Annotated in this window: 21 protein-coding genes and 1 pseudogene; 12 read left to right on the top strand and 10 right to left on the bottom strand. The window is 70.1% G+C overall.

Features of this window, described 5'->3' with window-relative positions:
* Window positions 1–134 precede the first annotated feature (134 nt).
* Window positions 135–410, top strand: a complete 276-nt coding sequence (locus CLV71_RS14995) for a hypothetical protein (RefSeq protein WP_133903371.1) — start codon at window positions 135–137, stop codon at window positions 408–410.
* 5 nt (window positions 411–415) lie between these two features.
* Here CLV71_RS14995 and CLV71_RS14990 read toward each other — a convergent pair whose 3' ends face one another.
* Window positions 416–1288 carry an NmrA/HSCARG family protein gene (locus tag CLV71_RS14990; protein WP_208297573.1) on the bottom strand — a complete coding sequence of 291 codons (873 nt, stop codon included), beginning with the start codon at window positions 1286–1288 and terminating at the stop codon, window positions 416–418.
* A gap of 55 nt (window positions 1289–1343) precedes the next feature.
* On the opposite strand from CLV71_RS14990, the gene CLV71_RS14985 reads away from it, so the two are divergent.
* The gene (locus CLV71_RS14985) at window positions 1344–1805 is read left to right on the top strand and encodes a MarR family winged helix-turn-helix transcriptional regulator (RefSeq protein ID WP_133903370.1); all 462 of its coding nucleotides are present in this window, start codon (window positions 1344–1346) and stop codon (window positions 1803–1805) included.
* On the opposite strand, the gene CLV71_RS14980 is transcribed toward CLV71_RS14985, so the two are convergent.
* Complete coding sequence (locus CLV71_RS14980; RefSeq protein ID WP_208297572.1) at window positions 1802–2974, bottom strand: alginate lyase family protein; 1173 nt, start codon at window positions 2972–2974, stop codon at window positions 1802–1804. The genes CLV71_RS14985 and CLV71_RS14980 overlap by 4 nt on opposite strands.
* A 144-nt stretch (window positions 2975–3118) precedes the next feature.
* Here CLV71_RS14980 and CLV71_RS14975 point away from each other — a divergent pair, with 144 nt between their 5' ends.
* A complete protein-coding gene (locus CLV71_RS14975; protein WP_133903368.1) occupies window positions 3119–3601 on the top strand; it encodes a hypothetical protein in 483 nt (160 codons plus the stop codon).
* 98 nt (window positions 3602–3699) lie between these two features.
* On the opposite strand, the gene CLV71_RS14970 is transcribed toward CLV71_RS14975, so the two are convergent.
* Entirely contained in the window at window positions 3700–4227 is a 528-nt protein-coding gene (locus tag CLV71_RS14970; protein WP_133903367.1) for an RNA 2'-phosphotransferase, read from the bottom strand.
* Between the two features lie 32 nt (window positions 4228–4259).
* On the opposite strand from CLV71_RS14970, the gene CLV71_RS14965 reads away from it, so the two are divergent.
* On the top strand, window positions 4260–5111 hold the full coding sequence (locus CLV71_RS14965) for a class I SAM-dependent methyltransferase (protein WP_166664103.1): 852 nt from the start codon (window positions 4260–4262) through the stop codon (window positions 5109–5111).
* On the top strand, window positions 5108–5839 hold the full coding sequence (locus CLV71_RS14960) for a dienelactone hydrolase family protein (protein ID WP_133903365.1): 732 nt from the start codon (window positions 5108–5110) through the stop codon (window positions 5837–5839). The genes CLV71_RS14965 and CLV71_RS14960 overlap by 4 nt, the downstream gene beginning before the upstream one ends.
* Before the next feature lie 342 nt (window positions 5840–6181).
* Here the strand turns inward: CLV71_RS14960 and CLV71_RS14955 are convergent, their stop codons facing one another.
* On the bottom strand, window positions 6182–6583 hold the full coding sequence (locus tag CLV71_RS14955; RefSeq protein ID WP_133903364.1) for a histone-like nucleoid-structuring protein Lsr2: 402 nt from the start codon (window positions 6581–6583) through the stop codon (window positions 6182–6184).
* A 348-nt stretch (window positions 6584–6931) separates the two neighbouring features.
* On the opposite strand from CLV71_RS14955, the gene CLV71_RS14950 reads away from it, so the two are divergent.
* Complete coding sequence (locus CLV71_RS14950) at window positions 6932–7873, top strand: acyl-CoA desaturase (protein ID WP_133903363.1); 942 nt, start codon at window positions 6932–6934, stop codon at window positions 7871–7873.
* Window positions 7870–8988: a glycosyltransferase gene (locus CLV71_RS14945; RefSeq protein ID WP_133903362.1), complete on the top strand. Its 1119-nt coding sequence runs from the start codon at window positions 7870–7872 to the stop codon at window positions 8986–8988. The genes CLV71_RS14950 and CLV71_RS14945 overlap by 4 nt, the downstream gene beginning before the upstream one ends.
* Here CLV71_RS14945 and CLV71_RS14940 read toward each other — a convergent pair.
* Both CLV71_RS14940 and CLV71_RS14935 read right to left on the bottom strand, forming a co-directional pair.
* A complete protein-coding gene (locus CLV71_RS14940) occupies window positions 8955–9725 on the bottom strand; it encodes an SGNH/GDSL hydrolase family protein (RefSeq protein WP_133903361.1) in 771 nt (256 codons plus the stop codon). The two genes, CLV71_RS14945 and CLV71_RS14940, sit on opposite strands and share 34 nt — an antisense overlap.
* Before the next feature lie 78 nt (window positions 9726–9803).
* Window positions 9804–10580: a pentapeptide repeat-containing protein gene (locus CLV71_RS14935; RefSeq protein ID WP_133903360.1), complete on the bottom strand. Its 777-nt coding sequence runs from the start codon at window positions 10578–10580 to the stop codon at window positions 9804–9806.
* 150 nt (window positions 10581–10730) lie between these two features.
* Here CLV71_RS14935 and CLV71_RS14930 point away from each other — a divergent pair, with 150 nt between their 5' ends.
* Entirely contained in the window at window positions 10731–11627 is an 897-nt protein-coding gene (locus CLV71_RS14930) for a serine hydrolase (RefSeq protein ID WP_243866464.1), read from the top strand.
* A gap of 61 nt (window positions 11628–11688) precedes the next feature.
* Here the strand turns inward: CLV71_RS14930 and CLV71_RS14925 are convergent, their stop codons facing one another.
* Window positions 11689–12477 carry an SGNH/GDSL hydrolase family protein gene (locus CLV71_RS14925; protein ID WP_133903358.1) on the bottom strand — a complete coding sequence of 263 codons (789 nt, stop codon included), beginning with the start codon at window positions 12475–12477 and terminating at the stop codon, window positions 11689–11691.
* 95 nt (window positions 12478–12572) lie between these two features.
* Here CLV71_RS14925 and CLV71_RS49290 point away from each other — a divergent pair.
* Both CLV71_RS49290 and CLV71_RS49285 read left to right on the top strand, forming a co-directional pair.
* A pseudogene (locus CLV71_RS49290) lies at window positions 12573–13604 on the top strand (glycerophosphodiester phosphodiesterase family protein); the annotation flags it as partial.
* Window positions 13590–14594, top strand: a complete 1005-nt coding sequence (locus CLV71_RS49285) for a glycerophosphodiester phosphodiesterase family protein (RefSeq protein ID WP_279588738.1) — start codon at window positions 13590–13592, stop codon at window positions 14592–14594. The pseudogene CLV71_RS49290 and the gene CLV71_RS49285, both read left to right, overlap by 15 nt.
* On the opposite strand, the gene CLV71_RS14915 is transcribed toward CLV71_RS49285, so the two are convergent.
* From CLV71_RS14915 to CLV71_RS14905, 3 genes are all read right to left on the bottom strand, one after another.
* Entirely contained in the window at window positions 14572–15081 is a 510-nt protein-coding gene (locus tag CLV71_RS14915; protein ID WP_208297571.1) for an HdeD family acid-resistance protein, read from the bottom strand. The two genes, CLV71_RS49285 and CLV71_RS14915, sit on opposite strands and share 23 nt — an antisense overlap.
* A gap of 145 nt (window positions 15082–15226) precedes the next feature.
* Complete coding sequence (locus CLV71_RS14910) at window positions 15227–15871, bottom strand: response regulator transcription factor (protein ID WP_133903355.1); 645 nt, start codon at window positions 15869–15871, stop codon at window positions 15227–15229.
* On the bottom strand, window positions 15868–16986 hold the full coding sequence (locus CLV71_RS14905) for a sensor histidine kinase (protein WP_243866463.1): 1119 nt from the start codon (window positions 16984–16986) through the stop codon (window positions 15868–15870). Before CLV71_RS14905 ends, CLV71_RS14910 begins: the two co-directional genes overlap by 4 nt.
* A 140-nt stretch (window positions 16987–17126) precedes the next feature.
* Between CLV71_RS14905 and CLV71_RS14900 the strand changes: the two genes are divergently transcribed.
* Both CLV71_RS14900 and CLV71_RS14895 read left to right on the top strand, forming a co-directional pair.
* On the top strand, window positions 17127–17642 hold the full coding sequence (locus tag CLV71_RS14900) for a YceI family protein (protein WP_166664102.1): 516 nt from the start codon (window positions 17127–17129) through the stop codon (window positions 17640–17642).
* A 62-nt stretch (window positions 17643–17704) separates the two neighbouring features.
* Window positions 17705–18754 carry an aldo/keto reductase gene (locus CLV71_RS14895; RefSeq protein ID WP_133903352.1) on the top strand — a complete coding sequence of 350 codons (1050 nt, stop codon included), beginning with the start codon at window positions 17705–17707 and terminating at the stop codon, window positions 18752–18754.
* The last annotated feature ends 33 nt before the right edge of the window (window positions 18755–18787 follow it).

Below are 18787 nucleotides of genomic sequence, written 5' to 3'. Positions count from 1 at the left end.
CACCGACCGGGAGAAGCGAGGGGACGCACGAAACGGTGACCAGGACGAGGCCCGAGAGCACCATGACACCAGAAGAGAACAGAACCACGGACGCAGGACAACAACCGCAGACGCGCAGGTCCGTTCGGCTTCCCGTGCCAGAGGAGCCGGCGCAGCCGAGTATCCCGCCAGCGCGCCGTGAGACAACGCCACCGCGCACCACGCTGCGGGACCGGGTGCTGCGTGTCGCGGAGCAGGTGGTCGGTGACACTGCCCCCACCCTGCGTGCGGCAGCCGTGCGAGTCGTCTTGTTCACGCTCGTGCTGATCGCCGTCGGTATCGCGCTCGGGGCCGGGGTGGCCCTGGTCGGCGCCGCAGTCGGCTTCCTCATGTTCCTCGCGGGTCGTCGCCGCGCCGGGTCCGCCGGCTGACGTCCTCACGGACGCCGCGTCTCGGGTGCGCGGCGTGCTGACAGGCACACCGCCCAGTCGGCGAGGCGGTGCCAGCCGATCATCGGGTACTCGCGCCGCAGTGCGGCCACGTCGACGGACATGCCCACCTCGCCGAAGTAGCGGAACATCGCCGCCAGGTCCGGCGAGTACCGCTCCGCCACGGAGATGGGTGCCTCCTCGAACCGCAGCGGCCTGCCGAGCGCCACGCCCAGTACCGAGGCGATCGACGGTCCGGTCAGCTCGTCCGACGCGAGGTCGATCCGGCGGCCCGCGAAGTCCTCCGGGTGTGTCAGCACGTGTGCCGCGAACGCGCCGATGTCCTCGGTCGCGACCAACGCCAGCGGCCGGTCCGGTGGCAACGGCACGCTCAACACCCCTCGTGCGTACGAGGACCGGTGCCACGGCTCCGCGTACTGGTCCATGAAGGCGGCAGGACCCAGCACCGTCCACGGCACGTCCTGTTCCACAAGGAACCGCTCGATCCGGAACTTGCTGTCGAAATGCGGTATCCCGGTCGCGCGGTCGGCGTTCGTCGCCGACGTGAACGCGATGTGCCGCAGGTGTGCGGCGGCGGAGACCAGCGTGGCGCCGTCCTCGACCTCCTGCTCGACGCTCGACCCGAACGGCGTGGTCACCGCGAACAACGTGTCGACGTCCTTCAGCGCCGCCTCGACCGACGACCGGTCGCGGAAGTCCGCGTACACCACGTCCGCCCCCGACGCCGCGAGCTGGGTGGCCGCGGCCGGACGCCGGGTCAGGGCCCGGACCCGCTGCCCGGCCGCCAGCAACGCGCGGGCGGTCGCGCCACCCTGCGCACCCGTCGCGCCGGTGACTGCGTGATAAAGTATCTGTGTCATGCAGACAACGTACGACGCAATGTCTGCGTCACGCAACTAATCTCCGGGAGTGCGAATGGACCGGCTGGCCGAGCTGAGACAGGTCTCCCGGCAGTACCTGGCGGCCTACGTCCTGTTCAACCAGGCCGTCGCCGACCGGCTCGGCATGCACCCCACCGACGTGCAGTGCCTCAACCTGCTCACCCTCGAGCCGGAACCCCTGACCACCGGCCAGATCGCCGACCTGACCGGCCTCACGAGCGGCTCCGCGACGCGCCTCGTCGACCGCCTCGAACGCGGCGGCTACGTGCGCCGCGAGCGGGACACGCGGGACCGCCGCCGGGTGCTCGTGCTGCTCGACGAGGAGAGGCTCGGCGAGTTCGGCCGCATGTGGGCCGAACTCAGCGAGGGCTGGGACGAGATGTTCACCGGCTACACCGACGGGGAGCTTTCCCTGCTGGCGCGCCACATGCGCCGCACCATCGACCTCGGTGCGGCGCAGCGGGCTCGGCTCCGTGCGGAGCGGGAGTCGTCCTAGTTCGGGTTCTGCGCGTGGGTGAGGGTCTGCCACGCGACGAACAGGTTGTTCGTGCCCTGCGGGCGGTGCCCCTCCGTGTAGATCTTGCTGTTCGGCATGGTGATGCCCAGGCGCGTGTTGAGGTGGTTGTAGCCGACCTCGGTCACCGGGCCGAGTCCTCGGTTGACCGCCCCGCCGCACAGCCATGACGGCGGCGACTCCAGCTCGTACCGGGACTGGAACCCGATCGCCGTGCGCAGCCGGTCCTGGATCTCCGGGTACAGGCTCTGCCCCTGGATCCTCGTGGTCTCGGCGAAGTCGGCGATCGACGCGATGCCGTAGCCGGTGTGCGTGAAGTCCCGGCACGTCTCCTGGGTCAGGCCCTCGGAGAACGTGCTCTGGTTCTGCCAGTACCGGATGATCTCGTCGCGCGTGTCGATGCCGCTGCCGGGTGGCGCCTTCGGCAGTGCGCCGTCGCTCGCGAGGTAGACGAACGCGGGCACCCGCGTGCGGTACTTCGCCACCGCGCGGTCGTAGGTCGTCCGGTCCTCGAGGAACACCGAGATGCCGAGCGTCGCCTCCATCATCACCAGCTCCCAGTTGCCGTTGCTGGTGGCGTTGCCGCCTGCGATCTTCGGCAGGTACACGTTGCGCAGCATCGTGCCGAACCGGCCGGAGTTGGGCCAGTTCCCGTACGCGTACTTGATCAGCTCGGCGGCCTGGGCCCACGAGACACCGGACCAGGCGGTCTGCAGTGGCGCGTTGCTGTTGGTGTGGTCGGCGATCGTGGCCGACCACGCGTCCATGATCTGGATCGCCTTGGTGGCGTAGCGGGTGTCCTGGTTGAGGTACCACATCAGCGCGAGCGTGTACGCGGCGATCGCGTCCTCGCGCTCGTCGGTGCAGCCGAGGTTGGGGTCCGAGTACGGGCCGCACTCGACGACCGCGCGTGGCTTCGGCGTCCTGGACAGGGACGCGTACCTCGACGCGGCCATCTGGTCGTAGGCGGCGCGCCACGGCTGTGCTTTCGCGGTGACCTTGCCTCTGACGAAGTCGAGCATCGGCCTGCTGACGAGCACGCCGGGGTGGGTGAAGGACGGGGGAGCGGCGGTCGCGGGCACGGACTGGGTGCTGAACACCAGCAGCAGAGCGAGGACACCGGTGACAAGCCGCTTGCAGGGTGCGGGCATGTCAACCATGTTGTGTGGTCTAGACCACACTGTCAATAGATAGGTTGTCTGCCTATTCGACACGTCGCGTGACAAAAGATGGTTGAGGTCCACCCGATTGGGTAACCGAGCGGCAACAGGGTGGAACAAGGAGGTGCGGGAAGCATGCTGATCCTCGGTTTGCTGCTTCTGGTGGTGAGTGGCGCCGCAGGCGTACTGCTGATCGCCTACAACAACGGCGGTGCTGAGCAGACCGTCACGATGTTCGGCAGGGACTGGACGAACGCGACCATGATGGAGGCGTTCGTGGCGGGCATGGTGGTGGCCGTCGTGTTCCTGCTCGGACTGTGGATGATCGCGGGTGCCAGCAGGCGGGCACGGGAGAACCGCGCGCGTTACCGCGAGGTGCGGAACGAGGCCAAGGTCGCTTCACGTGAGCGCGACCAGCTCGCCGAGCAGCTGCGCAGGGAAGAGGACCGGCGCGAGTCGGTCAACGAAACCACGGTGACACAGCCGGTGGCAGAGCCGGTCGGCACTCCGGTGTCGTCGAGGACTGCCGGGGCCCCGCCGACGCCGAGGCACGCCGCTCCGGCGGGCCAGCAGCCGGTGATCACCAACATCAAGCCCGGAGACTCCCCCACCAAGTAGCCGGGCGGCGAAAGCGGCCGGCCACGACCCATCAGTCGCGTCAGAGGTTTCCTCCCCCCAGTGGACCGATGACGCAAGGGACGTGGCCGGTCGCACCCCTATGTCAGGAACGCGGCGGGCACGTGCTCGGCCAGCCAGACGAACTCGTTGCCCCGCAGGAACTCCACACCCGCGGCCCGGGCAGCCGCCGTGTCCACGGTCAGGACCCTGACCCGCGTGCCCTTGCGCCGTCCGACGGATTCCGCCATCTCGCGGGTCACCGACAGGTGCACGTACTGCCGCCTCATCGGCCGCAGGCCCTCGGTCAGTACCAGTGACGCGGTCACCGCCGAGGTGCCGTGGAAGAGCGTCACGGGCGGTAGCGCGGGAACACGCACGATCCTTCCTGGCACGCTGTGCCCGTAGCGTGCCCTGACCCGGTCGCCCGACAGCTCGAACCGCTGCTTCGGGTTGTCGCGCACCACGACCTCGAGCTGCTCCCGGCTCACGTCCAGCGCCGCCAGCAGGTCGGCGACCGGTGTCCAGCCCTCGTCGTCCAGCTCCAGCTCGTAGAGCCAGGGCTCGTGCCGCAGTGCGTGCGACATCGTCCTGCTGAGCCGAGCCTCGCGCCACGATGAGTCCCGCATGGACGGCGACCCTATCGGGCAGACTCGGGCCCATGAGCGAGATCGGCCTGTCCTTCGACGCGGTGGCGGACGTGTACGACCGGGTGCGGCCCCGGTATCCGGCGGAGCTGTACGACGACGTGGCGGCGCTGACCGGTGCCCCGCCGGACGCGAGCGTGCTGGAGGTCGGCTGCGGTTCCGGCCAGGCGACCCGTGGCCTGCTCGCGCGGGGGTGGCACGTGCACGCCGTCGAACCCGGGCCCGCCATGGCCGCCAGGGCCCGGGCGAACCTCGACGCCGGCTTCACCGTCGACGTGACGCGCTTCGAGGACTGGGACCCGGCCGGTCGGACCTTCGACCTGCTCTTCTCGGCCACCGCGTACCACTGGGTGGCGCCGGAGGTGCGGTGGAAGAAGGCCGCGGCCGTCCTGCGACCCGGCGCGTCGATCGTGCTGGCCACCAACCGCACGGTCGCGGGTGCCACCTTCGACGACGTCTACCGCGCCTCGGCCGATCTGCACGCCCGGTATGCCCCGGAGATCGACTTCGGCCTGCCGGTGTCGGCCGCGTCGATCCTCGCCGAGGTGACCGCGTCCGCGCACGACATCGGCACGCTGTGGGCCGAGGCGGAGACGAAGGCCGGGCCGAGTGACGCCGGCGAGCTGTTCACGCCGCCGGGCATCCGGTCCTACGAGTGGACGGTCGACTACGACGCGGCGGACGGCGCCGCACTGCTGGCGACCTACTCGATGTACCTGCGGGTGCCGCCCGAGCGCCGTGCGAAGCTGCTGGACGGCATCGCCGACATCATCCGCACCGACCTCGGCGGCACGGTCACGCGTCGCTACCTCGCGGTGTTGGCGGTGGCAGAGCGCGTCGATCCGGAGCAGGATCGCCGAGTATGACGATGATCGAGATCACCCCTGAGCCGGGCGGTTCGCGGCCGCTGCGTGGATACCTCGCCACTCCGGCGGGAGAGGGGCCGTGGCCGGGCGTGTTGCTGATCCACGAGGCGTTCGGCCTGGACGACAACATGCGCAGGCACGCGGACCGACTGGCCGGCGCCGGATATCTGACCATCGGACCGGACCTGTACAGCCAGGGCGGTGCGCGGAAATGCCTGGTTTCCACGATGCGGGCCATGCAGACCGGCAGGGGCAGGGCGTTCGCCGATCTCGAGGCCGCCCGAAAGTGGCTCGCGTCGTCCGACCAATGCACCGGCAAGATCGGCGCGATCGGTTTCTGCATGGGGGGCGGCTTCGCCTTGCTGACCGTCCACACGCACGACGCGGTATCGGCGAACTACGGCTTCCTGCCGAAGAACGTGGACGAGGTAATGGCGGGCGCGTGCCCGGTCGTCGGGAGTTACGGCGGGTTGGACACCCCGCTGCGCACGGCCCCGGCGAAACTGGAAGCCGCACTGACCAAAGCAGGTGTCGTCCACGACGTCAAGCAGTACCCGAAGGCGGGTCACGCATTCCTGAACGAGGCCGAAGGTGGGCCGGGGTGGCTGCGGCCGTTGCTGCGTGCGACGCACAACGGGCCGAACCCGGATGCCGCGGCCGACGCGTGGCGGCGAATCGAGACCTTCTTCGCCGAACACCTCGGCGGCGGCCGGGCGGCGAATTCCTGACAGCCCCACCGGCCGGTATCCGCCGGCATTTCACCCGTCGGGGTGATAGGAGGCCCGCCCGAGAGGGGTGAGTGTGACGGTCGACACTCCGTGAAACGTGCTGTCGAAACCCCGTGACCAGCCTCGACGGGCCGGTGGCGCCTCCGGTACGACCTGCGGACTGCTCGTGGGCACGGCCGCACCGGGCGTGCTCGCCGTGCGCGGTGGTCACGGCGGACAGGCCCGGCACTCGCCGGTCGTCGGAGGCGCGGTCCCGGCGGGTGTGGTCATCCCCGGACCAGAAAGTTCCCCCCGTCACCCGCGAGTCCCGCGCTCCCACATACGCGGGACCCGCGAAGGCGATCAGGCCTTCTTCGCCCGCGGGCGGCGCTTCGCGGCCGGCTTGGCGGCCTTCTGCTCCTCGGCAACCTGCGCTTCCTTGTAGGCCTCGACCACGTGCGAGGGGATTCGGCCGCGTCCCGAGAGACCGAATCCGTTCTCGTTCGCCCACGCGCGGATCAATCCCGCGTCATGGGACGAGCCGGAGCCGTTCTGCGCCGACTTGCTGCCTCGCTTGAGCCGGCCGCCGACGCGCCGCGCCGACTCGACATACTCGGCGAGACTTCCACGCAGCCGTTCCGCGTTCGTCTCCGACAGGTCGATCTCGTAGGTCACCCCGTCGAGGCTGAACGAGACGGTGGAAACGTCGGTGGACGCCGTCCCGTCCAGATCATCGACGAGTTGAACCAATACCTGCTGTGCCATCTACCTGCTCCTGACCCGTGCACGATTCGTGCATACCCGCTGGTTTGTTGCTCGCAACTGAGCAAATAATCTGCTGAATCCTCCATAAGCGCAAGTGAGAACGCCTATGTTTTGTCGTGTGTCCAGAGTGGAACCCTGTGTAAGGGTGCTGCGTAACCGCCCTACGGGGTCCGTCAAATGAGAGGCATGTCTCCGAACCGTTCCCGGATCACCCGGTCTGGACCACTCACGGTAGTTCCGTTACGACCCGTCACGTAACATAGCGGAACGGGAGTTCGTCCTCGTGTGAGGTCCCATTTGTCCCCGAGGTAGTGCGTTGTTCAGCGAGGTCTGACTTACTTGTCCACCATGGAGCTGACGGCAGACGTCGCGAGCCCGAACCGCCAGGTGCGCCCCATCCACGGCGCGCCCCGCGGGTTGTGGCCGCAGATCGGGACATACATCTTCATCCTCGGACCGTTCCTCGCCCTGCTCGCGGCGGTCCCGCTGACATGGGGTTGGGGGCTGGCGTGGCTCGACCTCGTGCTCGCCGCCCTCTTCTACACCGCCACCTGCCTGGGGGTGACGGTCGGCTTCCACCGCTACTTCACCCACCGCGCGTTCAAGGCGACACGCGCGCTGCGGGTCGGGCTCGCGATCGCCGGTAGCATGGCGTTGCAGGGACCCATCACGCACTGGGTCGCCGACCACCGCCGTCACCACGCGTTCTCCGACCGTGACGGCGACCCGCACTCGCCGTGGGCGTTCGGCACCTCGCCGGTCGCGGTGGTCCGCGGGTTCTGGCACGCGCACATGGGGTGGGTCTTCGACCGCAACCTCACCAACGCCGAGCGGTTCGCCCCCGACCTGCTGGCGGACCGGGACATCGTGCGGGTGCACCGCCAGTTCGGCCTGTGGACGGCGGTGACGCTGATCGCACCCGCGGTGCTCGGCGGGCTGCTGTCGTGGTCGCTGTGGGGTGCGGTGACCGCGTTCTTCTGGGCCGGGCTCGTCCGCGTGTCGTTCCTGCACCACGTGACCTGGTCGGTGAACTCGATCTGCCACATGATCGGCTCGCGCCCGTTCGCCGCACGTGACCGGTCGGCCAACTTCTGGCCGCTCGCGGTCCTGTCCATGGGCGAGTCGTGGCACAACCTGCACCACGCCGACCCGACGTGTGCGCGGCACGGTGTCGGCCGGGGCCAGATCGACGTCTCGGCACGCATGATCTGGTTCTTCGAGAAGTTCGGCTGGGCGACCGACGTCCGCTGGCCGACGTCGAAGAGGCTCGCCTCGCTGCGCAAGTCATGAAGATCGTTCAGCTGGCCAACTTCTACAGCCCCACCTCCGGCGGTCTGCGCACGGTGGTGGACACGCTCGGCCGGGGGTACGTCGAGTCCGGGTTCGAGCGGGTGCTCGTGGTGCCCGGTCAGCACCGCGCACGCGTGCGCACCGACGCCGGGCTCGTCATCACGCTGCCCGGCCTGCCGGTCAGCGGCGGCTACCGGGTGATGCCGCGTTCGGCGTCGGTCCTCCGTGAGCTGGACGAGCTCGGCGACGACCTCTCGATCGAGGTCAACGACAAGACGACGCTGCTCGCGGTCGGCGCCTGGGCGCGGGAGCGCGGCGTGCGGACGGTGCTGCTGTCGCACGAGCGGCTGGACCGGTGGATCGAGGCCCGCGTGCCCCGGCTGTGGCGCGCGGGGGCCGGGCGCGTGCTCACGCCGGTGGTGCGGGGCTGGAACAAGGGCATCGCGAACCGCTTCGACACGGTCGTGGTGACCTCCGCGTACGGGGCGGGCGAGTTCACCGACCTCCCGGTGGCACTGCACCGGATCCCGCTCGGGGTCGACCTGGACACGTTCCGGCCCTCACGCGCCGCGTCGTCGGGTGTCGCGCGGCTCGTGTACGCGGGGCGGCTCTCGCACGAGAAGAACCCGCGCGCGGTGATCGGCGCGGTCCGGACGCTCCTGGACGCGGGGGTGCCGGTGCGGCTGGACGTCTACGGCGACGGCCCGGAGCACCCGGCGCTGCGCAGGCTGGCGCGGGGGCTGCCGGTGGAGTTCCACGGCCACGTGTCCGACCGGGCGGCGCTGGCGCGCGCACTGTCCGGTGCGGACGTGGCGTTCGCGCCGAGCGTCGCCGAGACGTTCGGACTGTCCATCCTGGAGGCCATGGCCTGCGGCACCCCCGTGGTCACGTCGACGACCGGTGGCGCGCCGGAGCTGCTGGCGCCCGGCGCCGGCGTGGCGGTCGAGGCGACCCCGACCGGCCTGGCGGACGGGGTGCGCACGGTGCTGTCGTGGCCGGTCCGCTCGCGCCGTGCCGCCGCCCGTGCGCGGGCCGAGCAGTTCCCGTGGTCGGCCACCATCAACGCGATGGTCGACCTGCACTACCCGCGCCTGAGGAAGGTCGACAACGCGTAGGGCACGAGGTCCCTGCCGCGCCGCACGAGCCAGGGCAGGCCCTTGAACAGCAGCCACCCCCAGCGCGCGATCTTCCCGGGGTCCCGCCCGCCCGCGCACCGCAGCGACACTTCCTTCTGGACGATCGTGCCCCTGGTCGCCAGCTGGGCGGCGATCGCCCTCGCGAGCAGGCGGTGTCCCAGCTCGGAGGGGTGCAGGCGGTCGACGGCCCACGCCCGGGTGTCGTAGATCCCCGGCACCTGGCCGAGGTCGATGACGCCTATCCCGTGCCGCTGCCCGACCTGGTCGAGGATGTCGTTGAGCGCCCCGATCCGGTTGGCCAGCGCCCGCCTGATGGGGCCCGGCAGCCGGAAGACCCGGTGGTGCTCGTGGTACTTGGCGGTGATCACGGTGGACCCGACCGCGACGAGCGCCCCGACCACGTGGTCGAGGTCCGCGTGCAGCCGGACGGGGTCGAAGTCCGACCGCATGGTGTCGTTCATGCCCACCACGAGCACCGCCACGTCCGGCCGCGCCACGAGCGCGGCAGGCAGCTGGTCGGTCAGCACGCCACCGACCCTGGACCCGCTGACGGACAGGTTCGTCAGCCGTGCCCCGCCGAGCGCCTCGGCCAGCATCGGCCCGAAGCCCCGCCATCCCCCGCCGAGTGCGGGATCTCCGATGCCGAGCCCGACCGAGTCGCCGAGCACGGCCAACACAAGCCCCGTGGGCGCCGCTTCTACCAGCACAGATGGCATCTTCCGCGCGAACTTCGCACAGCGTGTGAGAACGCGGTGAGCACCCGGTATCGACTTGGGGAACCTTCGAGGCGAGCCCTACCAGTGCGCCGGGCGCGTGAGTACCTCGGGATACCGGGTCGTCGCGTCGCCTCGGGCCGCGTTCAGCTGGAACTGGGTCAGGAACAGCGCGCCGGTCAGGTCGGCGCCCCGGACGTCCGCGTTCCGGAGGTCGGCGCCGAGCAGGTCGGCCGTGCGGAGGTCCGCCTCGCGCAGGTCGGCGCCGATCAGGTACGCGCCACGCAGGTCCGCGCCACGCAGGGCGGCCTTGCGCAGCTTCGCGCCGACGAGGTCCGCCCCGGCGCGGTCCCTGCCGCGTAGCCCGGCGCGGATCTTCTTGCTGGTACGGGAAAGCAGTGGGCGGACGCGGTCCCGCACCGCCTCGACGTCAAGGGAAACCAGGGCTTTCGCATCGCGATGCGTCAGGGACTCCACCTCGGCCAGCAGTTCCGACACATCGGACTCCCGCGTGCGCAGCGAAGCTTCCCCGAGGTACCACAGCATCTCGTGCAGCTGGCGCATCACGCCGAAGACCTCGAACATCTCCGGGCCGGTCTCGGGGGCGTCGTGCCAGCTCACACCGTGGTAGGTCACCTGTGCGACCTTCTGGCCCGCGCCGAGACAGTCGAACACCGAGCAACCCGGGAAGCCGGTTTGGCGTAATACATCGTGAACACCGCAGCGGAAGTCGACGAGCAGGTTGGGGCACGGCGTCCCGGCCGGTTTGTCCACGGCGAAATCGGAGGACCGCGTGAAGGCGGAAGCCACACAGCACAAGCCGAAACAGCTCGTGCAGTCAGCTCGCAACGTGTCCATGGTCGACCACGGTAGCGTGTGCGAGTGAAACTCAACCGTAGGTCTGCGCTCGGCTTCGGGACCGTCGCCACGGCATCCGCCGTGTTCGGCGCTTCCGCCACGCAAGCCAGCGCAGCGGAATCTCCAGGGGCAGAAACCGACCGCAACCCGGTGAACCGGGTCGCGCGGGTCTACGCGCGGGAGGTCGCGAAGGCCCAGGGGGTCTGGTCCTCGCTCATCTCGGTCGGTGGCGCCACGGCTGTCGAGGCCGACGCGGACGCCGTCGTCGAGGCGGCCAGCGTCAACAAGCTCGCCGTCGCGACCGCCGTGCTGGACAAGATCGACCGGGGGCTGCTCACGCTCGACCAACGGGTCGACGTCACGGCGGACATCGTCATCCAGGACATCGACGGGATCTTCGCCCTGGACGGCGCCTACCCGAGCTCCATCACCCTCGGGCACGCCATGGCGAACCTGTTGACCGTTTCGGACAACACCGCCGTCCGCCTGTGCGGCCTGGTCTGCCCGTCCGCCGAGCTGAACCAGATCCTGCGCGACAAGGGCTTCGTGCACACGCAGGTCGTGCCCGTGGCGAACCCCAACCGGTTCTTCCTCGGTCAGACCACCGCGCGGGAGACACACACGCTGCTGACGCGTCTGGTGGCCGGCGACCTGCTGTCACCGGCGTCGACGGGCTACCTGCTCAACGTCATCCGCTCCACGTCGGCCTTCACCGACGGCATGCGGTTGCGCCTGAGCACCCCCGAGCGCCTGCGTGTCGCCACCAAGGCCGGCTGGCTGGACGACATCCGCAACGAGGCCGGCGTCATGTTCACCGCGGACGGCACGCCCGGCGCGGTCTACGCGTTGTTCGCACACGGCCCGTTCGTGGGTGACGCCGCGACCAACGACGCCGACTTCGGCGCGCCCCACCCGGCGCTCAAGGCCCGCCAGGCGCTCGGCCGCGCGATGTTCGACGTGGTCGACGAGACCGCGGCGGCGCCGACGACGAAGGCCGCGACCCGGAAGTACCCGGCCCCGCCGATCGTCCACACCAACGGCGGCTGACCCCCCCTCCCGACCGCACTGAAGGACGCCTTCCTAACGCCCAGCGTTACGAAGGCGTCCTTCAGTGCACGGGCCGCTGGAACCTGGTGACGGGCGTCAGCTCGGGGCGTTTCGGCAGGAAGCCGTCGCCCGGCTGGCGCCCGACCAGCTTGTTGCGCACAGTGGAGTGCACGGCCGGGTAGACGAAGTGCCGCAGCCACGACCACTGCGCGTATGCCTTGTGCCACAACGGGTCCCGCACGGCGGGCGGCAGCGGCGCCAGCCAGTCCGGTTCGGCGGGCACGTCGAGCAGGCCGAGGAGGTGTGCCGCCACCCGCTGGTGGCCGAGTGCGCCGAGGTGCAGCCGGTCGGGCCCGTACAGGCGCTCGTCGTTGCAGTACGGGTCCTCGCGGACGTCCAGGACCAACGCGCCGTGGCGCGCACCCGCCGCGACGATCTCGTCGTTGAGCCGCTCGACGCGGGGCCGCAGCCGCCACAGGCCGGGCAGCCGGGCGATGTCAGGCAGTGTGAACAGCACCACGGTCCGCGCGACCTCGGCCATTGTGGACACGATCTCGTCCAGTGACCGGGCCGTGGTCTGCCAGCGGCCCTGCAGCAGGTCGTTGCCGCCGCCGAAGAGCGTCACCAGGTCGGGTTCCTGTGCGACGGCGATCGGCACCTGCTCGGTGAGGATCTGGTCGAGCCTGCGGCCGCGCACGGCCAGGTTCGCGTACTCCAGCCGGGGCGACACGGCCGCGAGCCCGGTAGCGGTGAGGTCGGTCCAGCCCCGGTACATGGTGCCGTCCGGGTACGGGTCGTCCAGTCCTTCTGCACAGCTGTCGCCGAGGGCGACGTATCGGCGATAGCGCATCGTTCCAGGTTAACCCCCCGCGTACACCACCTGTTCACGTCCGGGCAATCTCACACACCCCGGGTCGCCCGGACCCCGAACCACGATGTGCGCTCATGAGAAGGCACACAGCCGGCGTACTCGCCGGCCTGCTTCTGTTCAGCGGGACAGCCGTCGCGACCGCCGACCGCGGCCACGGCGATCGCGCGTTCGACCTCCAGGCGCACCGCGGCGGCATCGGGCTGCGGTCGGAGAACACCCTCAGCTCCTTCGGCAACGCACTGCGGCTCGGCGTCACCACGCTCGAGCTGGACATCCAGATCACCGAGGACGGACAGGCGGTCGTCACCCACGACCGGCGCGTGACGGGGGGCAAGTGCCGCGACACCGCGCCCGCGACCGCCGGTGACACCGAGTTCCCGTACGTGAACAAGTACGTCAAGGACCTGACACTCGCCCAGGTCCGCACACTCGACTGCGGTTCGATCAAGCAGCCCGAGTTCCCCCAGCAGGAGACCACCCCCGGCTCGCGGATGCCGCTGCTGAGCGAGGTGTTCGCCCTGGTCAAGCGCTATCACGCGGACGACGTCCACTTCAACCTCGAGACGAAGGTCGAGGCGGGCGCGCCGCAGGAGACCGCGCCGCGCGAACAGTTCGTGCAGGTCGCGGCCAACGAGATCCGCAGGGCAGGCATGCTGCGCAGGGTCACCATCCAGAGCTTCGACTGGGGCGCGCTGATGCGGATGCGCCAGGTCGAGCCGCGCCTGCCGCTGGTGGCACTGACCAACTTCGACTTCCTCCAGACCGGACAGCCGGGCAGGTCGCCGTGGCTGGGCGGCCTGGACATCGACGACTTCGCGGGCAACCCGATCAGGGCCATCAGGACGTTCGGCGCCACCACGTTCTCGCCGGTGCACGGTTTCCCGCAGAACGGCAAGGTGACCGACCCGGACTACCGGCCGTACGTGACCGCCGACATGGTCCGCGAGGCGCACCGCAACGGGATCAAGGTCGTGCCGTGGACAGTCGACGACCAGCCCACCATGCGCAAGCTGGTGGCGGACGGCGTCGACGGCCTCATCACCGACTACCCCGACCGGCTGCGCCAGGTCGCGGCGGAGAACCACTTCAGGCTGCCGCGTGCGTACGCGTCGCCGTTCGACATCCAGGCCCACCGAGGTGGCCGGGCCGTGCGGCCGGAGAACACGCTCGCGGCGTTCCGCAACGCGGTCGGCATGCCCGACGTGTCCACTCTTGAGCTGGACACGGGCGTGACGCGCGACGGTGTGCTCCTGGTGAGCCACGACCGCGCGGTCAACGGCGCGCACTGCGTCGACACCGCACCGGTCCGGCCGGGCGATCCCGCCTTTCCCTACGTGGGCAAGCTGATCAGGGACCTGTCGTTCGCGCAGCTGCGCACGATCGACTGCGGAAGCAAGACGTTGCCCGAGTTCCCGAACCAGCAGGCGGTGCCGGGGGAGAAGATCCCGACGCTGCGGGAGGTCCTGGACGTGGCGAGGACCCGAGGCGACATCCGCCTGAACATCGAGACGAAGATCAGCCCGCTCGTCCAGGACACAGTGGACTACCGCACGTTCACGCGGAAGCTCGTATCCGCGTTGCGGGGCTGGGAGAAGCGGACGACGATCCAGTCGTTCGACTGGCGGACCATCCGGTACGCGCGTGCGCTGAACCCGAGGATCGAGACGGTCGCGCTGGTCTGGCAGTACGGTCCGGCGGAGTGCCGGACACTGGCGGACGAGTGCTCACTGCAGGCCGAGTACGGCGACCCGTCGGTGAAGAGCCCGTGGACGGGCGGCCTCGACTGGTGGCGGTTCAGGGATCTGGGTGCGCTGACCCGTGCCGCGGGCGCGTCGACGGTGTCGTCGAACTGGCAGGTGCACGACCCGGCGCAGACCGCGGTCGCCAACGCCGACTGGTACCTGCGCACGGACCCCGCGTACTACCACGGCCCGTCGGTTTCCGTGCTGCAGCAGCGGTACGGCCTGAAGGTCGTCCCGTACACGGTCGACGACGAGCCGACCATGGACCGCGTGATCGCACTGGGGGTCGACGGCCTGATCTCCGACGACCCGGAACTGCTCGGGAAGGTGGCTAGGCGAGCGGGGCTGCGCTGACGGTTCGGCCGAGTGCGCGAAGCCGAAACCCGAGCACGACAAGAACGATTCCCCAAGCCAGGGCGAAGGTGGCGATCGCGACGATCAACGCGATCGCCCCTTCGGCCGGCTGCATGATCAGAAGGAAGCCCAGCACGAGGACGACGACCCCGGAGAGGGCGAGGAACCACTCGTTGCGAATGACCCGCCGCAACCGCACGGCGGCGGCGATCTGCGTGGCCCCGGCGACGATCGCCCACACAGCGATGATCACGAGCAACACGATCACCGTGATCTGCGGCCACGCGAGCGCCAGAATCCCAGCGACGACACCGAGTATCCCCAGGATGATCATGTACATCCGGTCGGCGCCGGGGGTTCGGTTGCCGAACCCCGTGCTCAGGGCGGCGATCCCGTCGATCAGCGTGTAGGCCCCGAACAGCAGGGCCAGCGACAGGACGGTGATCTCGGGCCACAGAATGGCGATGATCCCGAAGAGGATGGCCACGACACCACGCAGCACGACGAGCGGCCAGCGGCGCGAAAGTAGTTCCAGCACAACTAGATGGTCGACCCGAACCGTGCCCGCGGCAATGCGGTACCGACAGGTTCCGCCGTCCGGGTGGCGTGCTTGACCGCCCGGTACCAGCCGGTCAGACCAGGCCGGCGTCGTGGACCAGTAGGGCTATCTGGGTGCGGTTGCCGACGTCGAGCTTCGTCAGTACGCGGGTCACGTGGGCCTTCACCGTCGCCACGCTGACGTGTAGTTCCGTCGCTATCTCGGCGTTCGTCCTGCCTCGGCCCACGGCCACCGCCACGTCGTGCTCACGGGCCGACAGGCCGGCCAGCGCCGACCGGGCCTGCGAGTACGCACCCGCCTCCGTCGCGGCTCGGTCCATCAGGCGGCGGGTGATCCTCGGCGACAGGATCGGCTCGCCTGCCGCCACCCGGCGGATGGCCGACGCGATCTCGGCAGGCGGCGCGTCCTTCAGCAGGAACCCGCTCGCCCCCGCACGCAGGGCACGCAGGACGTTCTCGTCCGAGTCGAAGGTCGTCAGGACGATCACCTCCGGCGGGTTCGACCTCGCCCTGACCCGGGCCGTCGCCGCGATGCCGTTCACGCGCGGCATGCGGATGTCCATCAGCACCACGTCCGTCGGGTGGGCGTCGAGTGCGGCCGTGACCTGGTCACCGTCGCCTGCCTCGCCGACCACGCGCAGGCCGTCCGCGCCGTCGAGCATCATCGTCAACCCGGAGCGGACCAGCGCGTCGTCGTCCACCACCAGCACACGGATCATGCCGGCCACGGTAGCGACGCCGACACCAGGAACTCCGTCGCGGTCACGCGGTGGTCCAGCTGCCCACCCACCAGTCGAACCCGCTCGGTCAGCCCCACCAGGCCCGTCCCCGAGCCCGGGATCACCGACGTCCCACCCAGCGGGTTCGACACGGCGATCGTCAGCGTCGTGCCCGGCTCGCCGTCCAGCGCGATCCGTACCGGCTGGCCCGGCGCGTGCTTGCGTGCGTTCGTCAGCGCCTCCTGCACCACCCGGTAGGCGGTCCTGCCGGTCGTGCCGGGCACCTCCGCCTCGCCCACCGCGTCCGTCAGCTCCACCGGTGTGCCGATCGCGCGGGACTCCGCCACCAGCGACGGCAGGTCGGACAGCGCGGGCACCGGCCGTGCCAGGTCGTCCGGCTCGTCGCGCAGGAGGGCGATCACGTCGCGTAGTTCGTTCAACGCCTGGTGAACTGTCGATCGTATGACGCCGGCTGCCTGGGACAGCCGTTCCGGTGACTGGTCGGGGCGGAACTCGAGGGCGCCCGCGTACGTGGCGAGCAGCGATAGCCGGTGCGCGAGCACGTCGTGCATCTCACGGGCGATGGTCGCCCGTTCGGCCGCGCGGGCCTCGGCGACGCGCCTGCCCTGCTCGGCCTCGGCGCGTTCCGCCCGCTCCCGCAGCGAGTTGATCACCGCGGCGCGGGCCGCGGCGAGCGCGCCCCACCCGACGAGCCCGGCGTGCAGGGCCACCACGAGCACGACGTACCAGCCGAACGTGAGGCCGTTGATCGGATGCCACAGCCAGCGCACGGCGTGCGCCGCGATCCCCGCGACACCCACCGCGACGGCGACCGGCAGCTGGCGGGTTCGTGCGACGTGGATGACGGCGATGTTCGCGAGCGGGGTGCCGGTCCCGGCGACGGTCGAGAGCGCGACCAGCGCCAGCGCGACCGGCAAGCCCTGCCTGATGAGCAACGGGAACAACGCGATCCCGGCCAGCCCGACGCCCACCTCGACGACGAACGGCACCCCGCGCGTCCCCGAGGAGTAGTCCCCGACGGCCACCGCCGCGACGAACACGGCGATGACGCCCGTCGTCACCCACAACCGCTTACCGCACAACTCGTATGACACGGGTCGAGCGTACGAGCCGAACGACCCGCCGACCATCGACCAAAGTCGAATCGGGCCTCGCCACCGGACCGATGTGTGGTCACCCCGCAACCGGCCACAGTTGTGCCATCGCAGCAGGACAACGTGGAAGGACACCAGCCATGAGCACCACCACCGCCACCATCGAGGCCCCCACCCGCGGCGCCTACCGCATCGAGCCGGGCGAGTCGAGCGTCGAGTTCGCCACGCGCCACATGTTCGGGCTGGCTCCGGTCCGGGGCACCTTCCCCCTCCGCGAGGGTGTCGTGCACGTCGCGGAGCCCGTCGAGACCTCCCTGGTCCGCGCCGTCGTCGACGCGACGGGCTTCGACACCGGCCTGCCCGCCCGCGACGACACCGTCAGGTCCGAGAAGTTCCTCGACACGGCCCACCACCCGGACATCACCTTCGTGGCGAACGGCGTCTCCGGCGACGACCTGGTCGGCACGCTCACCGTCAGGGGCCGCACCGAACCGCTGACCGTCCACATCGACGAGGTCCGCGTGCTCGACAACCGCCTCCAGCTCCGCGCGACCGCAGAGGTCGACCGCTACGCGTGGGGCGTCACCGCCATGAAGGGCATGACCGGCCGCAGGCTGCGTTTCACCCTCGCCCTGGTCGCCACGCGTGTCGACTGACACTTGACCTGGAGCGAACTCCAGCCAGTACGGTCCGCACACCACGTCCAAGGGGAGGAACGTTGCGGTATCGCGTACTGGGTGGCACCGGGATCAAGGTGAGCGTCCACTGCCTCGGCACGATGATGTTCGGTGCCGCCGGCAACACCGATCACGACGACTGCGTGCGGATCATCCACACGGCACTCGACGCGGGGATCAACTTCGTCGACACGGCCGACGTGTACTCGGCGGGCGAGTCGGAGGAGATCGTGGGCAAGGCACTGGCGGGCAGGCGGGACGACGTCGTGCTCGCCACCAAGGTGCACTTCCCGGTCGGTGACGGGCCCAACAAAGGGGGCAACTCGCGGCGGTGGATCGTCCACGAGGTCGAGCAGAGCCTGCGGCGACTGAAGACGGACTGGATCGACCTCTACCAGATCCACCGCCCGGACCACACGACCGACATCGAGGAGACCCTGTCCGCGCTGACGGACCTCGTGCGGGCAGGCAAGATCCGAGCCTTCGGCTCGTCGACCTTCCCGCCCTCGGACATCGTCGAGGCCTACCACGTCGCGCAACGCCGTTGCCTGCAACGGTTCCGCACCGAGCAGCCGCCGTACTCGCTGCTGGCACGGGGAATCGAGACCTCGATGCTACCGACGGCCGCGCGGCTCGGCATGGGCGTGCTCACCTGGAGCCCGCTCGCGGCGGGGTTCCTGTCGGGGAAGGTCCGGCGCGGGCAGGTCGACATGACCTCGGGCCGCGCGAAGCTGCAGCCGCAGCGGTTCGACCCGGCACTGCCCGTCAACCAGGGCAAGCTCGACGCCGTCGAGCGGTTCGTCGAGGTGGCGGACGGCATCGGGTGCACGCTGCCGGAGTTGGCCGTCGCGTTCGCGGCGGCGCACCCGGCCGTGACGTCGGTGATCACCGGACCCCGCACGATGGAGCACCTGACGGACACGCTGAAGGGCGCGTCCCTGGTCCTCGACGACGCCACACTGGACTGCATCGACGAGATCGTGCCGCCCGGCACCGACCTCTACCGCGCGGACGGCGCGTTCCTGCCGCCGTGGCTGACCGACGCACGCCTGCGCCGCAGGCCGGCCGACGAGCGGGCCGCCGCCTCCTGACCATCGACTGTCCAGGCCGGACACCGAGGTCGA

This window comes from Actinophytocola oryzae (genome assembly GCF_004364325.1).
GTDB classification, from domain to species: Bacteria; Actinomycetota; Actinomycetes; order Mycobacteriales; family Pseudonocardiaceae; genus Actinophytocola; species Actinophytocola oryzae.
Note: the sequence above shows the minus strand (reverse complement) of the source record. Positions and strands in the feature narration are given on the sequence as shown.